Source organism: Gordonibacter massiliensis (ex Traore et al. 2017) (assembly GCF_019731765.1).
Taxonomy (GTDB): domain Bacteria; phylum Actinomycetota; class Coriobacteriia; order Coriobacteriales; family Eggerthellaceae; genus Gordonibacter; species Gordonibacter massiliensis.
On record NZ_JAASIO010000001.1, the window covers coordinates 507,156 to 521,136 of the forward strand.

At 65.3% G+C, this 13,981-nt stretch carries 11 protein-coding genes; 10 read left to right on the top strand and 1 reads right to left on the bottom strand.

The features are described from left to right. Positions 1 to 12: 12 nt before the first annotated feature. Positions 13 to 567 carry a TetR/AcrR family transcriptional regulator gene (locus tag HCH03_RS02115; protein WP_185904095.1) on the bottom strand — a complete coding sequence of 185 codons (555 nt, stop codon included), beginning with the start codon at positions 565 to 567 and terminating at the stop codon, positions 13 to 15. 431 nt (positions 568 to 998) lie between these two features. On the opposite strand from HCH03_RS02115, the gene HCH03_RS02120 reads away from it, so the two are divergent. The 10 genes from HCH03_RS02120 to dnaK all read left to right on the top strand — a co-directional run bounded on the left by HCH03_RS02120 (position 999) and on the right by dnaK (position 13,781). Beyond that, complete coding sequence (locus HCH03_RS02120; protein WP_221688157.1) at positions 999 to 3,092, top strand: efflux RND transporter permease subunit; 2,094 nt, start codon at positions 999 to 1,001, stop codon at positions 3,090 to 3,092. Further along, the gene (locus HCH03_RS02125) at positions 3,089 to 4,924 is read left to right on the top strand and encodes a hypothetical protein (protein ID WP_221688158.1); all 1,836 of its coding nucleotides are present in this window, start codon (positions 3,089 to 3,091) and stop codon (positions 4,922 to 4,924) included. The genes HCH03_RS02120 and HCH03_RS02125 overlap by 4 nt, the downstream gene beginning before the upstream one ends. A gap of 968 nt (positions 4,925 to 5,892) precedes the next feature. Next, entirely contained in the window at positions 5,893 to 7,248 is a 1,356-nt protein-coding gene (gene lysA / locus HCH03_RS02130) for a diaminopimelate decarboxylase (protein WP_221688159.1), read from the top strand. 22 nt (positions 7,249 to 7,270) lie between these two features. Then, a complete protein-coding gene (locus tag HCH03_RS02135; protein WP_221688160.1) occupies positions 7,271 to 8,554 on the top strand; it encodes a homoserine dehydrogenase in 1,284 nt (427 codons plus the stop codon). 105 nt (positions 8,555 to 8,659) lie between these two features. Further along, positions 8,660 to 8,887 carry a hypothetical protein gene (locus HCH03_RS02140; RefSeq protein ID WP_185904100.1) on the top strand — a complete coding sequence of 76 codons (228 nt, stop codon included), beginning with the start codon at positions 8,660 to 8,662 and terminating at the stop codon, positions 8,885 to 8,887. A 297-nt stretch (positions 8,888 to 9,184) separates the two neighbouring features. Next, a complete protein-coding gene (locus HCH03_RS02145; protein WP_221688161.1) occupies positions 9,185 to 9,601 on the top strand; it encodes a hypothetical protein in 417 nt (138 codons plus the stop codon). A gap of 9 nt (positions 9,602 to 9,610) precedes the next feature. After that, on the top strand, positions 9,611 to 10,051 hold the full coding sequence (locus tag HCH03_RS02150; RefSeq protein WP_221688162.1) for a MarR family winged helix-turn-helix transcriptional regulator: 441 nt from the start codon (positions 9,611 to 9,613) through the stop codon (positions 10,049 to 10,051). A gap of 1 nt (position 10,052) precedes the next feature. Then, positions 10,053 to 10,925: a DUF5685 family protein gene (locus HCH03_RS02155; protein WP_221688163.1), complete on the top strand. Its 873-nt coding sequence runs from the start codon at positions 10,053 to 10,055 to the stop codon at positions 10,923 to 10,925. Continuing rightward, positions 10,918 to 11,733: a DnaJ domain-containing protein gene (locus tag HCH03_RS02160; protein WP_221688164.1), complete on the top strand. Its 816-nt coding sequence runs from the start codon at positions 10,918 to 10,920 to the stop codon at positions 11,731 to 11,733. The genes HCH03_RS02155 and HCH03_RS02160 overlap by 8 nt, the downstream gene beginning before the upstream one ends. Before the next feature lie 275 nt (positions 11,734 to 12,008). Then, complete coding sequence (gene dnaK / locus HCH03_RS02165) at positions 12,009 to 13,781, top strand: molecular chaperone DnaK (protein ID WP_221688165.1); 1,773 nt, start codon at positions 12,009 to 12,011, stop codon at positions 13,779 to 13,781. Positions 13,782 to 13,981: the final 200 nt, after the last annotated feature.

Here is a 13,981-nt window from a genome sequence, read left to right on the forward strand (position 1 = left end):
AGCAACGAAAAGCTACAGCGCGGCCAGGCCGCTGTCGGTCATCTTTTCGATGAAACGGGCGATGTCCTCGGGGCTGTCGGCCATGTCGTCTTGCACCCACGCGCGCACCACTGCGAGGCAACCGTTCGCCATAAACGTGTAGAGGCGGTCGAGCTCGGCTTCCGGCAGCTCGGGCCGCTGCTGGCGCCACAGAGCGACGCTGCTCTCGCGCAGCGTCTCCACCACGCGCAGCGGGAACTCGGGGTCGCCGTGCTCGCCGAAGATGGCTTGGCACGACCGCTCGTTGTCCACGATGATGCGGCATATCTCGTTGCTGAACGCGCTCAGCGACTTGCCGGGCAGCGTGGTGCTCAGCGAACGCATGATGGTGTGCGCCAGGTCGCGCTCTATCTCCTCGTGCAGGTCGAAGATGTCGCGGTAGTGGGCGTAGAACGTGGCGCGGTTGACGTCGGCCTTCTCGCACAGTTCCTTCACGGTGATCTTCGACACGGGCTTTTCCAAGAGCAGGTCGAGGAACCCTTCGCGCAGCAGCAGCTTCGTCAGCCGCACCCGATGGTCTTGCTTCATGCCCGCCCTCCTTCCGTACGCTCCGTCCTTGCTTTGTATGCCTTCGCGCCGAGTTTGCCCCTGCTTTTCCGTGCAACTCGCGCGGGCGTGTTCCCTGGCTCGCATGTGTTCGCGCATCGTCATTCACGCCGTTTCGCCCGCCCGGCCTGCGCGTCCGTATCTCTTTAACGCATATTTTCCGCCGATGTCCGACACCGACGATGAAAGTGTCGGTTTGCCGACATATCGGGGAAGATCATCGGTTGAAGATTCAGCATAATGCAATATAACAGTATTAGCGAAAGATAATCAACACGGTGTTGCCACATGGCCGCGCCGCCGCCCCATTGCTGCGTCGTTCCTGCGCGTTCCGGCGGCTCTCGGCCTCGCGTGTCGTCCCGTACGGCGACCCGCAGCCGCACCGCGTTGCCGTTGCAGCAGAAAGGCGTTTTGTGGAACGGTTCAGCTCGTTCGTGACGGAGCACCGCGCGCCCATCGTGGGGGTGGCGCTGGCGCTCGCCCTGCTATCCGGCGTCGCGGCGTTGTTCGTGCCCATCAACTACGATCTGACCTCCTACCTGCCCGAGTCCGCGGAGTCCACGCGGGCGCTCGAAGAGATGAACGCCGAGTTCGACGCCTCGGTTCCCAACGCGCGCGTCATGGTGAACGACGTGGACGTGGAGCAGGCGCTGGCGTACAAGCAGCGGCTTGCGAACGCGCCGGGCATCGAGGGCGTTCTGTGGCTGGACGACGTGGCGGATTTGGGCACGCCGCTCGAAATGCTGGATGCCACCGCCGTCGATCAGTACTATCGCGATAAGCATGCGCTGTTCGACGTGACGGTGGTCGAGGGCGAGGAAACCGAGGCGCTCCAGGCCATCTACGACATTGTGGGCGACAACGGCAGCGCCACCGGCCAAGCCGTGAACACGGCCGAGTCGAAGGCCATGGCCGGCGGCGAGGTGGCCAACGCGTTCGCCATCCTGGTGCCGCTCATCCTGCTCATCCTCATCCTGTCCACCACCTCGTGGATCGAGCCCGTGTTCTTCCTGCTGGCCATCGGCGTGTCGGTGTTGCTGAACATGGGCACGAACATCTTCATGGGCGAGGTGTCCTACATCGCGTTCACCATCGCGCCCATCCTGCAGCTGGCCGTGTCGCTGGACTACGCCATCTTTCTGCTGCACGCGTTCCAACGGGCGCGCGAGAGCGAGCCCGACGCCGTGCTCGCCATGCGCAGCGCCATGAAGCAGAGCTTCTCGGCCATCGCCGCCTCGGCCGCCACCACCATGTTCGGCTTCGCGGCGCTCGGATTCATGCAGTTCCGCATCGGTGCCGATCTGGGCATCACCTTGTGCAAGGGCATCGTGTTCTCGTTCTTGTGCGTGGTGGTGTTCCTGCCGGCGTTCACGCTGGTGGCCTACAAGCTCATCGACAAGACGAAGCACCGCCGTTTTCTGCCGACGTTCAAGGGCGTGGGCAAGGTTCTGGCGCCGCTGCGCATTCCCGTGTTCGCGCTGGTGCTGTTGCTGATCGTGCCGTGCTTCCTGGCGCAGGCGAACACGTCGTTCACGTACGGCATGGGCTCGACCGAGGGCAGCCAAACGCGCGTGGCGCGCGACACCGAGGCCATCAACGCCGCGTTCGGCCAGTCCACCCCCGCCGTGGTGCTGGTGCCCAAGGGCGATATGGGCCGCGAGCTGGAACTGGCCGAACGGCTGGAGCAGATACCGCACGTCACGTCGGTGCTGTCGTACCCCACGGCCGTGGGCGCGCAGGTTCCCACGGGTTTCCTGGATCCTGCCGTGGTGGAGCAGTTCTACTCGGAGCACGACGCGCGGCTCGTGGTGTACGCCGACACGGAGTCGGAAGGCCAGGAGGCCTTCGCCGTGGTGGAGCAGGTGCGCGACGCGGTGCACGACCTGTACGGCGACGAGGGCCTCGCCACCGGCATGGCGGCCAGCCTCTACGACATGCGCGGCGTGGTGACCGAGGACAACAAGACCACGAACCTCATAGCCATCGCGGCCATTCTGCTGGTGCTGGTGCTCACGTTCAAGTCGGCCACGCTGCCCGTCATACTCATCGCCACCATCGAGTCGGCCATCTTCATCAACCTGGCCGTGCCGTACTTCACGGGCGACTCGCTGAACTACCTGGGATTTTTGGTCATCAACACCGTGCAGCTGGGCGCCACGGTGGACTACGCCATCCTGTTCACCGACACGTACCGCAAGCACCGCCGCACTATGCCCGCGCGTCCGGCGCTGGCGCGCACGCTGGGCACGTCGTTCCAGAGCATTTTGGTGTCGGCGAGCATCCTCACCTCGGCGGGCATCGTGCTGTGGCTCACGTCCACCAACAACATCGTGTCGCTTTTGGGCGTGCTGCTGGCGCGCGGCACGCTGCTCTCGTTCTTCCTCGTGGTCACGTTCTTGCCGGCCGCGCTGCTCATATTCGACAAGCTCATCGCGAAGACCACGTGGCGCGCGGGCTTCCTCATGGAAGACCGGCATGCGAATACGGAAAAGGAGGCTTGCTCATGAGGCTTCTGGAAAAGAATCATGGAGAAGCGCGCGCACCGCACTCGGCGCGCTGCGCGCGGGCGGCGCATGCGCGCCTAGGTGCGGCGTTCTCGCTCGCGCTGGCGGGGACGTTGGCGCTCTATCTGTGCGGCGGGTCGTTCGGGTTGGTGCCGGCGCTGGCGGCCGAGGGTTCCGGCTCGCAGGGCGCGGGCGGAACCGCTGCCAGTGCGGCGTCGGGCGCGACGGCCTCTGCGGCGAATGACACGCCGAAGGAGGAGGTCGTGTACGCGCGGCTCTCCGCAGGGGGCGCCGTCGACAGCGTGTACGTGGTGAACGTGCTCAAACCGACTGCGGCGGGGTCGGTGACGGACTTCGGCTCGTACAACTCCGTGCAGAACCTCACGGACGCGAGCGGCATCCAGCAAAACGGCGACGCCGTGACGGTGGATGTGGCCGGCGACTCGCTGAGCTACCAGGGCGATCTGGGCGCGGCGGCGCTGCCGTGGGACGTGTCGGTAGCTTATGAGTTGGACGGCAAGCGCGTCGATGCGGCCGACTTGGGAGGCGCGAGCGGCAAGCTGCGCATTACCATCGCCACGAAGAAGAACGCGTCGGTCGATCCGGCTTTCTTCGACAACTACCTGCTGCAGATCACCGTGCCGTTCGCGTCCGATCAGGCCAAGGACGTATCGACCGAGGATGGGCAGATCGCCCTGGCCGGCTCGAACACGCAGGTCACGTTCACCGGCATGCCGGGCAAGGACGGCACTTACCAGGTTGAGGCGCAGGTGAGCGATTTCTCGTTCGCGGGCGTCAGCTTCGCGGCCGTGCCGTTCTCCATGGGCATCGAGACGCCCGACACGACGGAACTGGTATCGGGCTTCCGCCAGCTGGGCGACGGTGTGGGCCAGCTCAAGACGGGAGCCGACGGCGTTGCCAGCGGTGCCGGCAGCCTGGCCTCGGGCGTAGGGCAGGTGGCCGGCGGCGTGAACGGTTTGGCTTCGGGTGCCGGCGAGCTGGCAGGTGGAGCGAGCGGCGTAGCCTCGGGAGCGCAGGGCGTGGCATCGGGCGCGAGCGGGCTTGCGAATGGGCTGACGCGCTACCAAGATGGCTTGTTGGCCCAAGCGCAAGCGCAGCGAAGCCAAGCCGAGGACATCGATGGGCTGCAACGGGAACTGCAGGTGGCCATCGGCGCCTACACGCTTACCTATCAAGCTGTTTACCAGGCGCTTGTCGATGCCCAGGTGCCGCCTGACCAAGCAAGGCAGCAGGCGCTCGAATCAAACGAGGTTCGTGAGGCCGCGCAGGCCATCGGCGCCGTGGTCGGGCGTATCGGCGCGGCTTCCGGCTCCCTGGGGGCTGCTGAAGCACTCGACGGCGCGGCTTCAGGCATCGGTTCGGCTGATAACGCCGATAGCCTCCTTGGCGGTGCATCCGCTCTCTCTGCTGGTGCTTCCGAACTCGCCACTGGTGCCAACTCCCTCGCGTCTGGCACATCCGAGCTCGCTTCCGGCGCCAATCAGGCGGCTTCGGGTGCGGGCCAGCTCGCCTCGGGCGCGTCCGAGTTGTCCTCCGGCGCGCAGCAGCTGGCCAGCGGCACGGGCACGCTCTACCAGGAAGTGCAGGGCATGCCCGACAAGGTGCAGCAGGAGATCGACGCCATGATGGCGTCCTACGACAAGAGCGACTTCAAGCCGGTCAGTTTCACCAGCTCGAAGAACACCAACGTCACACTCGTGCAGTTCGTCATGTCCACCGACCCCATCGAGGCCCCGACGCAAGAAGAGCCGACCGTCGAGGAACCCGAGCAAGGCATCTGGGATCGCCTGCTGGCGCTGTTCGGGCTCGCGTAATCTTCGTAGGGGCCATTTGCTCGGCTCCTTGCACGCTTTGCGGTGGAGACAGGTGCTGCTTGCGTTCGCGTGGTGGAAAACCTCGCTGGCGAGTCGAACGGCGTAGTGGAAAAGAGGGGCGCTCCGTACGTTTCTTGTCGGGCGCCTCTCTTTTTGACGATCCGCTACCTTGATTTTGCGCGTTTGCCGTGCTTTTGCCGTCGGAACCTTGCATATTGACCGTCCGAATCTTGCACGAACCTTGCACGAACGCCGTCCCAACCTTGCATAAATTACCCCGGAACCCCGCAAAAACCTTGCTTGAACCCATCCAAAAGCTTGCATGTTTATAGCGTGGAAAAATAATATTTGAACAGGGGTTACAGTGTCTTCACATCGCTTATTTCGCAGCGTACAATACTCCCCGCCGGCGGTGTCCGTGTTCGGGTGGCGCTTCCATGAAGGGAGTGGCGCCTATGAACAACGTTCTAGAAATCCTTTACGCCTACGCAGCGGTGGCCACGATCGGGAGCTTCCTCCACGATCTGTGGACGGACTATAAGAAACACGGACGAAGCAGGGAGGGATCCAAGGGAGCTGAAAGCAAAGGCCGGGAATAATCCCGGCCTCCCGTAAAACCCGCGCCGCCCGAGCTGGATGGTGTAGCTGCCTAAGTCTCGCCGTCCTGGGCACCGCCGGTAATCCGCATTATAAGGAGCAGAGAGCGATTCTGCAATATGTTGAGCAGCGAATTCGGACTCGCCTGCAAGCGCATCCGCTCGCATCTGCAAGTCGCATCCCTTTGTGTGCTCCCAGTGAGTAGCGCTCACCTCGGCGCTTGTCATTATGCTTGGTCGCAAACGCTCTCACCTTCCGCAAAACATGCTGTTCGCCGTGTAATATTCCTCTTTTTAACCGGCCTGAAAACCGCCTTTCGCGCGGCAATGCTAGACTGGGCGAAACCCAAGGTGGACACGAAAGGATAACGCATGTCCCTCCCTGCAGCCGATACGAGCAAACAACCCGACAACCGCACGACCATGGACCTGGGCGCGGTGCTGCCCATGACGGCCGACGTGAAGGACGACCACCTGTACGTGGGCGGCGTCGATATGGTGGAGCTGGCGCATGAGATGGGCACGGCCCTGTACGTCATGGACGAGGCCGACCTGCGCCACCGCATGGCGACGTACCGCGAGGCGTTCCGCAGCCGCTACCCCAACTCCGACATCGCGTTCGCCAGCAAGGCGTTCCTCAACAAGGAGATGGCGCGCATCGTGAACGAAGAGGACCTGTGCCTGGACGTGTCGGGCGGCGGCGAGCTGGCCATGGCGCAGGCGGCCGGCTTCCCCATGGAGCGCGTGGTGGTGCACGGCAACAACAAGACGCCGCTCGAGCTGCGCGAGGCCATCCAGGCGGGTGTGGGGCGCATCGTCATCGACAGCCGCATCGAGCTGGCGCGCATCTCGGAAATCGCGGGCGATCTGGGCGTCGAGCAGGCCATCTACATGCGCATCACGCCGGGCGTGGAGGCCGACACGCACGAGTACATCCGCACGGGTTGCGAGGACAGCAAGTTCGGCTTCAACATGCGCGACGACTGGGCGTTCAACTGTGTGAAGGACGTGCTCGCGGCACCGAACGTGCGGCTGGCGGGCCTGCACTGCCACATAGGCTCGCAGATATTCGCGCTGCACTCCTATCCCGAGGCCGTGGAGATCATGGTGGAGCTCATGGCCCGCATCCGCGACGAGTACGGCTACGAGATCGACGAGTTCGACGTGGGCGGCGGCGTGGGCATCGCCTACGCGGCCGACGATCAGCCGGCTTCCATCGACCAGTTCGCCGAGATCGTGACCTCGTCGGTGCGGGAGGCCTGCGCCAAGCACGGCGTGAAAGAGCCGCGCCTGCTCACCGAGCCGGGACGCAGCATCGTGGCGAACGCGGGGGTGACGCTGTACACGGTGGGCATCCTGAAAACGCTGCCCGGCATCCGCAAGTACGTGGCCGTAGACGGCGGCATGTCCGACAACATCCGCACGGCGCTCTACCATGCGAACTACGAGCCCGTCATTGCCAACAAGGCCGGCCAGCCGCGCACCGAGATCGTGACCATCGCCGGCAAGCACTGCGAGAGCGGCGACGCCGTGGTCATCGACATGCCGCTGCAGCATCCCGACCTGGGCGACATCGTGTGCGTGTTCGGCACGGGCGCGTACTGCTACACTATGGCGAGCAACTACAACGGCCAGCCGCGCCCGGCCATCGTGTTCGTGAAGGATGGCGAGGCGCGCGTGACCACGCGCCGGGAAACGTACGCGGATCTCATGAGCCGGGACATTTAGGAACCAAGAAAGGGAAACGAACATGGCGGTAAAACTGGGGCTCGTCGGCACGGGAACGGTCGGCGGCGGATGCATCGACATCCTGAAGAACCACGGCGAGGAGTTCAAGCGCCACTACGGCATCGACGTCGAGCTGGTGCGCGTGTGCTCGCGCAACCCCGAGCAGGCGCTCGAGCACGGCGTGGAGGACATCTTCACGCAGGACTACCAGGACATCCTGAACGACCCGGACGTCGACATCGTCATCGAGCTCATCGGCGGCACCACCGTGGCCCGCGACGTGGTGCTGGGCGCCCTGCGCGCCGGCAAGAACGTGGTCACGGCCAACAAGGCGCTCATGGCCACGTACGGCGAGGAGGTCATGGGCGCGGCGGCCGAGGCCGGCAAGGAGATCGCGTTCGAGGCCAGCGTGGGCGGCGGCATCCCCATCATCGACCCCATGAAGCACTCGCTCATCGCGAACCGCATCGATTCCGTCATGGGCATCGTGAACGGCACGACGAACTACATGCTCACCCGCATGGCCGAAGACGACATGCCTTACGCCGACGTGCTGGCCGAGGCGCAGGCGAAGGGCTTCGCCGAGGCCGACCCCACCGCCGACGTGGACGGCTTGGACGCGGCGGCGAAGATCGCCATCCTGGCCTCCATCGCCTTCAACTCGCGCGTGACCATCAACGACGTGCACGCCGAAGGCATTCGCAACATCACGCCGCTCGACCTGGAGATCGCGAAGGACATGGGTTACTGCGTGAAGCTGCTGGCCCACGCCCACCGCACCGAAGAGGGCATCGACGTGCGCGTGCACCCCACCATGCTGCCGCTGAACCATCAGCTGGCCACCGTGAACGGCGTGTACAACGCCATCTACGTGGTGGGCGACGCCGTGGGCGAGACCATGTTCTTCGGCGAGGGCGCGGGCTCGGGCCCGGCCGCGAGCGCCGTCATGGGCGACGTGCTGGAAGTGGCGCGCCACCTGCAGGCGGGCATCCCGCCGTTCGTGGGCTGCACCTGCACCGACGAGCTGCCGCTCGTTCCCATGGAGGAGCTCAAGACGAAGTACTACATCCGCTTCGCCGTGGCCGACCGCTCCGGCGTGCTGGCGGCCATGGCCGGCGTGTTCGCCGACCACAACGTCAGCGTGCACTCGGTCATCCAGCGCGGCAAGAAGGACGGCAACACCGTCGACATCACCTACGTCACCCACATCGCGCGCGAGAAGAGCGTGCGCGCCGTGCTGGCCGACATCGCCAAGCTCGACGACGTGCTGCGCGAGGAGCCCAGCGTCATCCGCGTGGAGGACTAGCGCATCCGGCGCCTTTTCCGCCTCGGCGCTCGTGCGTCGGGCGGGGAGGAAAGGGCGTTGCGCTATACTGGTAGGAAAGCACGTTCGCAGATAAGAGAGGATTCCATGGTTGAGATAAAGAGCATACCGAAAGCCGCACGCGGTTTGCGCGTCTTGACCGACGAGGTACTTGACGGCTTTGCCATCGAAGACATCAAATGCCGGTCGTGCAGCGGCTACGGCAACTGCGGTTACAAAAGCATGTACCTGAACCCCGCCGGCGGCGTGGTGTCCATCTGCATGAACCGTCGAGAACAGCTGCAGAAGAAGCGCGACGGCGTCCCTGCCGAGTAGCGCCGAGGCAATCCTCGTCACGGAAAACCATCCTATAGCTGGATCCGACCCCGACGGCCAGCGCCTGGCGAGGCGCTGGCCGTCCGCTTGCCGGCACGTCGCATGCCGGACCCTGTCGCTTTTCGCACACTTCGTGTGCGCAACGTCGAGAAGCTGTGGCCGTCTTGTGGCGGTAAGGTCTTGATTGGGTGACGGCGGCGGAAAACGATCGCAATAGTCTTATTTTATAACTAAATACATTTCCTCGCCTTCCATCGTCCGAGAAGCGGACGGGGCGCAGGAGCGGGAAGGTTCGTCGTGAGAGGTTTTCTTGAGCGTTTGCAGTGGAAGCTGGCCGCGTGGATGCAGGGTCGCAACGGCGTGGACGGGTTGTCGAACTTCCTCATGGGCGTGGGCATCATCCTCATCCTCGCCTCCATCATTCCCGGACTCGACCTGTTGTCGTGGTTCGCACTGGTGTTTTTGCTGGTGGCGGTGCTGCGCAGCTTCTCGAAGAACGTTTCGGCCCGGTCGAAGGAGAACGAAGCCTTCGAGCGTGTCGCCGAAAAACCCAAGCGCTGGTTCGCGCTGAGGCGCAAGATGTGGACGAACCGCAAAACCACGCGCTACTTCAAGTGCAAGGGCTGCGGCACGGTGCTGTCGGTTCCGCGCGGCAAGGGCACGTTGCGCGTGGTGTGCCCGAAATGCAAGACCGAGACCATGAAGAAGTCGTAAGGGACGACGGTGGACATTAACGACTTCAGGCGCGAGTTCTTCGTCGTGACGTGCAACATGCAGAAGCTGATGCACGATACGGTGGCGCCCGTGTGCCTGCAGCACGGCGTGACGCTGCAGCAAATGCACGTGCTGCTTGAGCTGGTGGGCACGCCGGGGCAGACGTCGACCCAGTTGAGCGAGCGTGCCGGCATCTTGCGCACGAACTTCTCCAGCGTGTTCCACAAGCTGGAGGAACGGGGGTTGGCGGAGCGTCGTCGCAGCGAGCACGACCACCGCTCCTACGAGCTGCGCGCCACCGCCGAGGGCCGCGCCCTGCTCGAGCGCATCGACGCGGACGTCAGGAGCCGCTACGGCGATGCGTTCGAGCAGGAGCCGCCGGAAACGTTCGAGACCATCCTCGCCGGCATGCGCGCCCTCAGCGCCTTTTCCGCGAAACTGGGACGCTAGCATGTTCGGTTACGTGATGCCCCGCATGGAGGATCTGTCGCAGGAGGAGCGAGAGCGCTACCATGCCGCGTACTGCGGCGTGTGCCGCGCGTTGGGTGAGCGCTGCGGACAGCGCTGCCGGGTCGCGCTCACCTACGACATGACGTTCTTGGCGTTGCTGCTGGGCTCGCTGTACGAGCCTGAGGAGCGGCGGGGCTGCAAGCGCTGCGCTCCGCACCCGTTGAAGCCGCATGAATACGCGTGCTCGGAATGCGTCGACTACGCGGCCGACATGACGGTGGCGCTGGTGTACCACAAGTGCCTCGACGATTGGAGCGACGACCGCAGCGGGTGGGCGCGCGCCTACGCCGCGCTGTTGGAGAAGTCGTACCGCGCCGTGCGCGAGCGGCACCCCCGCACGTGCGCGGCCATCGAGGAGGGCCTGGCCGACATCGGGCGCCTCGAGCAGGCGGCCGTGGCGGCGGAAAGCGCCGACGAAGCGCCGCCTCCCGACGCGGCGGCCAATCGGTTCGGCGCGCTGCTGGGCGAGGTGTTCGTCTACCGCGACGACTTCTGGGCCGACGGTTTGCGCAGTTTGGGCGCGAAGTTGGGCAAGCTCGTGTACGTGATGGACGCGGCGCTGGACATGGACGACGACCGCGCGTCGGGCAACTACAATCCGCTCGTCGCCTTGGATGCGCGGCCGCAGGACGTGCGCGAGGACTTGGAGCTGCTGGCGGCCGACGCCGCGGCGGCGTTCGAGAAGCTGCCGCTCGAGCGGGATGCGCGCGTGCTGCGCAGCGTGCTGTACGCGGGCGTGTGGCAGAAGTACCGCGCGAAGGAAGAGAAGCTGGCGAAGCAAGCGAAGGAAGACAAGGAGGCGCGCCGTGGTTGAGAACCCTTACGACGTGTTGGGCGTGAGCCGCGACGCCTCGCTCGACGAGGTTAAGAAGGCGTACCGCAAGAAGGCGCGCGAGAACCACCCCGATCTGAATCCGAACGATCCGGCCGCGGCCGATCGCATGAACAAGATCAACGAAGCGTACGACCGCATCGTGAACCCGGAGAAGTACGAGGCGCGCGACCGCCGCGCCGCGGCCGCCAACGGCGGTCCCGCCGCAGGCTACGGCGGGCCGGGCGGCGCGGCCGGCGGCCCCGGGTACGGCGGAGCGGGGCCGAACTACGGCGGCCCCGGCAACGGGCAGGGCGGTTACGGCTCCGAAGGCCCCTACGGCTGGACGGGAGGCTTCGGCTTCGACTTCGACGATCTGTTCGGCTTCGGCGGCGCGGGGCCCGGCACGCGCGAGCCCATCCACCCCGAGGCGTCGGCGGCCGACAGCCCCGCCATCCGCAGCGTGATCGACGCCATAAACGCCGGCTTGTTCCAGCAGGCTATCGACCAGCTGAACGCGGTGACCAGCGACGGGCGCAACGCGCGCTGGTACTACCTGAGCGCGCTCGCCAACGACGGCGCGGGCAACTCGCTCATGGCATTAGAGCAGATACGCCGCGCCGTGCGCCTCGATCCGAACAACCCCGATTATCAGCGCGCCCAACGGCAGTTCCAGCAAGCGGGACAAACCTACCAGCAGGAGGGCCAGGCGCGCGGCTTCAGCATGGGCATCGATCCCATGACCATCTGCTGCGGCATCTGGTGCTGCGGCCCGGCGATCTGCCGCATGTGCATGCCGTTCGGGTTCTAGGGAAGGCGGGGATGCTTCGTTTGCGAAGGGCGGAAATGTTGCGCATGCGACGATCCCCGTAGGGGCGATCTCCTGATCGCCCGTTCGCGCGGAGCGCGAAAACGCGGCGCTCGGTTGCTTTTCCGGCTTCGCCGGAACGGGCGCTCTGGAGAGCGCCCCTACGAAGGACGGCCGAAACCGCACGACTCGGTTAACCGTGCGGCGAACGAACGAGAACAGACGATTTGAGACGGCTGGCACCGTACGGGCCAACTATCATCGAAAGGAAACGAACCATGACAGCGACGATAGGCATCGATCTCGGCACCACGAACAGCTGCGCGGCCACGGTGGAGGGCGGTCGGCCCGTCATCATACCGAACGCGGAGGGCGAGCGCACCATGCCGAGCGTGGTGGCGTTCTCGAAGGACGGCGAGCGCCTGGTGGGCACCGTCGCGTGCCGTCAGGCGGCGGTGAACCCCGACCGCACCATCGCCTCGGTCAAGCGCAACATGGGCAGCAACTGGCGCGTCAACATCGACGGCAAGGCGTTCACGGCGCAGGAGATTTCGGCCATGATCCTGCGCAAGCTGCGCCGCGACGCCGAGGCGTTCCTCGGGCAGGACGTCACCCAGGCCGTCATCACGGTGCCCGCGTACTTCGACGACGCGCAGCGCCAGGCCACGAAGGACGCCGGAAAGATCGCGGGCCTCGACGTGCTGCGCATCATCAACGAGCCCACGAGCGCCGCACTTGCTTACGGCCTGGACAACGGCACGCCGCAGAAGGTGATGGTGTACGACTTGGGCGGCGGCACGTTCGACGTGTCCATCATCGAGATAGGCGACGGCGTGATCGAGGTGCTGGCCACGTCGGGCGACAACCATCTGGGCGGCGACGACTTCGACGAGCGCGTGGCGAACTACCTGATCGACCAGTTCAAGCGCGAGCACGGAGAGGACCTGCGCGGCAATCCGGCCGCTCTGCAGCGCGTGCGCGAAGCGGCCGAGCAGGCGAAGAAGGAGCTTTCCTCGCTCGATTCCGCCCACGTGAACCTGCCCTTCCTCGCGCAGAACGCGAGCGGCCCTTTGCACCTCGACGCCACCATCACGCGCGCGGCGTTCGACGACATGACGCGCGACCTGGTGGAGCGCACGACCGTTCCCGTGCAGACGGCGCTCAACGACGCCGGCATCGCCGCCTCCGAGCTGGGTTGCGTGCTGCTGGTGGGCGGTTCCACGCGCACGCCCGCCGTGCAGGCGCACGTGCGCAAGCTCACGGGCCAGGAGCCGTCGGCCTCCATCAACCCCGACGAGTGCGTGGCCACCGGCGCGGCCATCCAAGCCGCCACGCTGTCCGGCGCGTCCACGGGGCTCGTGCGGGCGAACAGCCTGCTTCTGCTGGACGTGACCCCCTTGAGCTTGTCCATCGAGACGGTGGGCGGCGTGGCCACGCGTCTCGTGGAGCGCAACACCACGCTGCCCGTGCACTACTCGCAGGTGTTCTCCACGGCGGCGGCGTTCCAAACGAGCGTGGAGGTGAAGGTGCTGCAGGGTGAGCGCCCCATGGCCGCCGACAACAAGGCCATCGGCACGTTCCGCCTCAAGGGCATCAAGCGCGCCCCGGCCGGCGTGCCGCAGATCGAGGTGACGTTCGACATCGACGCGAACGGCATCCTCACCGTGTCGGCGAAGGACCTGGACACCGGCAAGCAGCAGTCCATCACCATCGACGACTCGGACCGCATGTCCGACGACGAGGTGAACCAGGCTATCCGCGACGCGGAGCTCTACGCGTCGCAGGACGAGGCGCGCCGCGACGCCATGGTGGCCCGCGAGGAGGCGCAGCGTTTGGCGAATGAGGCCGACCAAGCGCTCGCGCAGGTGGGCAAGCAGTTGGAGAAGGACGAGAAGAAGCAGATCAAGGCCGATGTGGCCGCCGTTCGCAAGCTGTTGGGCAAGAAGGTCGACAAGGTGGACGACGCCGATGTGGCGGCCCTGCGCACGGCTGCCGAGCAGTTGGAGCGCTCGAGCGCCCGCGCCCGCGACCTCGTGGCGCAGAAGGGCTAGCCGCGGTGAGGGGCTGCACCGGTTGAAAAGCAGGTTGAAGCCGATGTTTAAAAAGAAGCGATCCGCTAGCTTTTTTAGCACACCCCACTTGAAAGGTATGCAAAAGCGTAAGATAATCTTCTCATCTGGCCGTATAGGTTGATTCGATGAGGCGATCCCGCTCCTTCGATTCCCCCCTCCTTCCTTCGGGGGGGGGGGGG

Coding starts and splice junctions, on each gene's coding strand:
- HCH03_RS02115 (WP_185904095.1), bottom strand. CDS start 567: ATGAAGCAAGACCATCGGGTGCGGCTGACGAAGCTGCTGCTGCGCGAA.
- HCH03_RS02125 (WP_221688158.1), top strand. CDS start 3,089: ATGAGGCTTCTGGAAAAGAATCATGGAGAAGCGCGCGCACCGCACTCG.
- lysA (WP_221688159.1), top strand. CDS start 5,893: ATGTCCCTCCCTGCAGCCGATACGAGCAAACAACCCGACAACCGCACG.
- HCH03_RS02135 (WP_221688160.1), top strand. CDS start 7,271: ATGGCGGTAAAACTGGGGCTCGTCGGCACGGGAACGGTCGGCGGCGGA.
- HCH03_RS02140 (WP_185904100.1), top strand. CDS start 8,660: ATGGTTGAGATAAAGAGCATACCGAAAGCCGCACGCGGTTTGCGCGTC.
- HCH03_RS02155 (WP_221688163.1), top strand. CDS start 10,053: ATGTTCGGTTACGTGATGCCCCGCATGGAGGATCTGTCGCAGGAGGAG.
- dnaK (WP_221688165.1), top strand. CDS start 12,009: ATGACAGCGACGATAGGCATCGATCTCGGCACCACGAACAGCTGCGCG.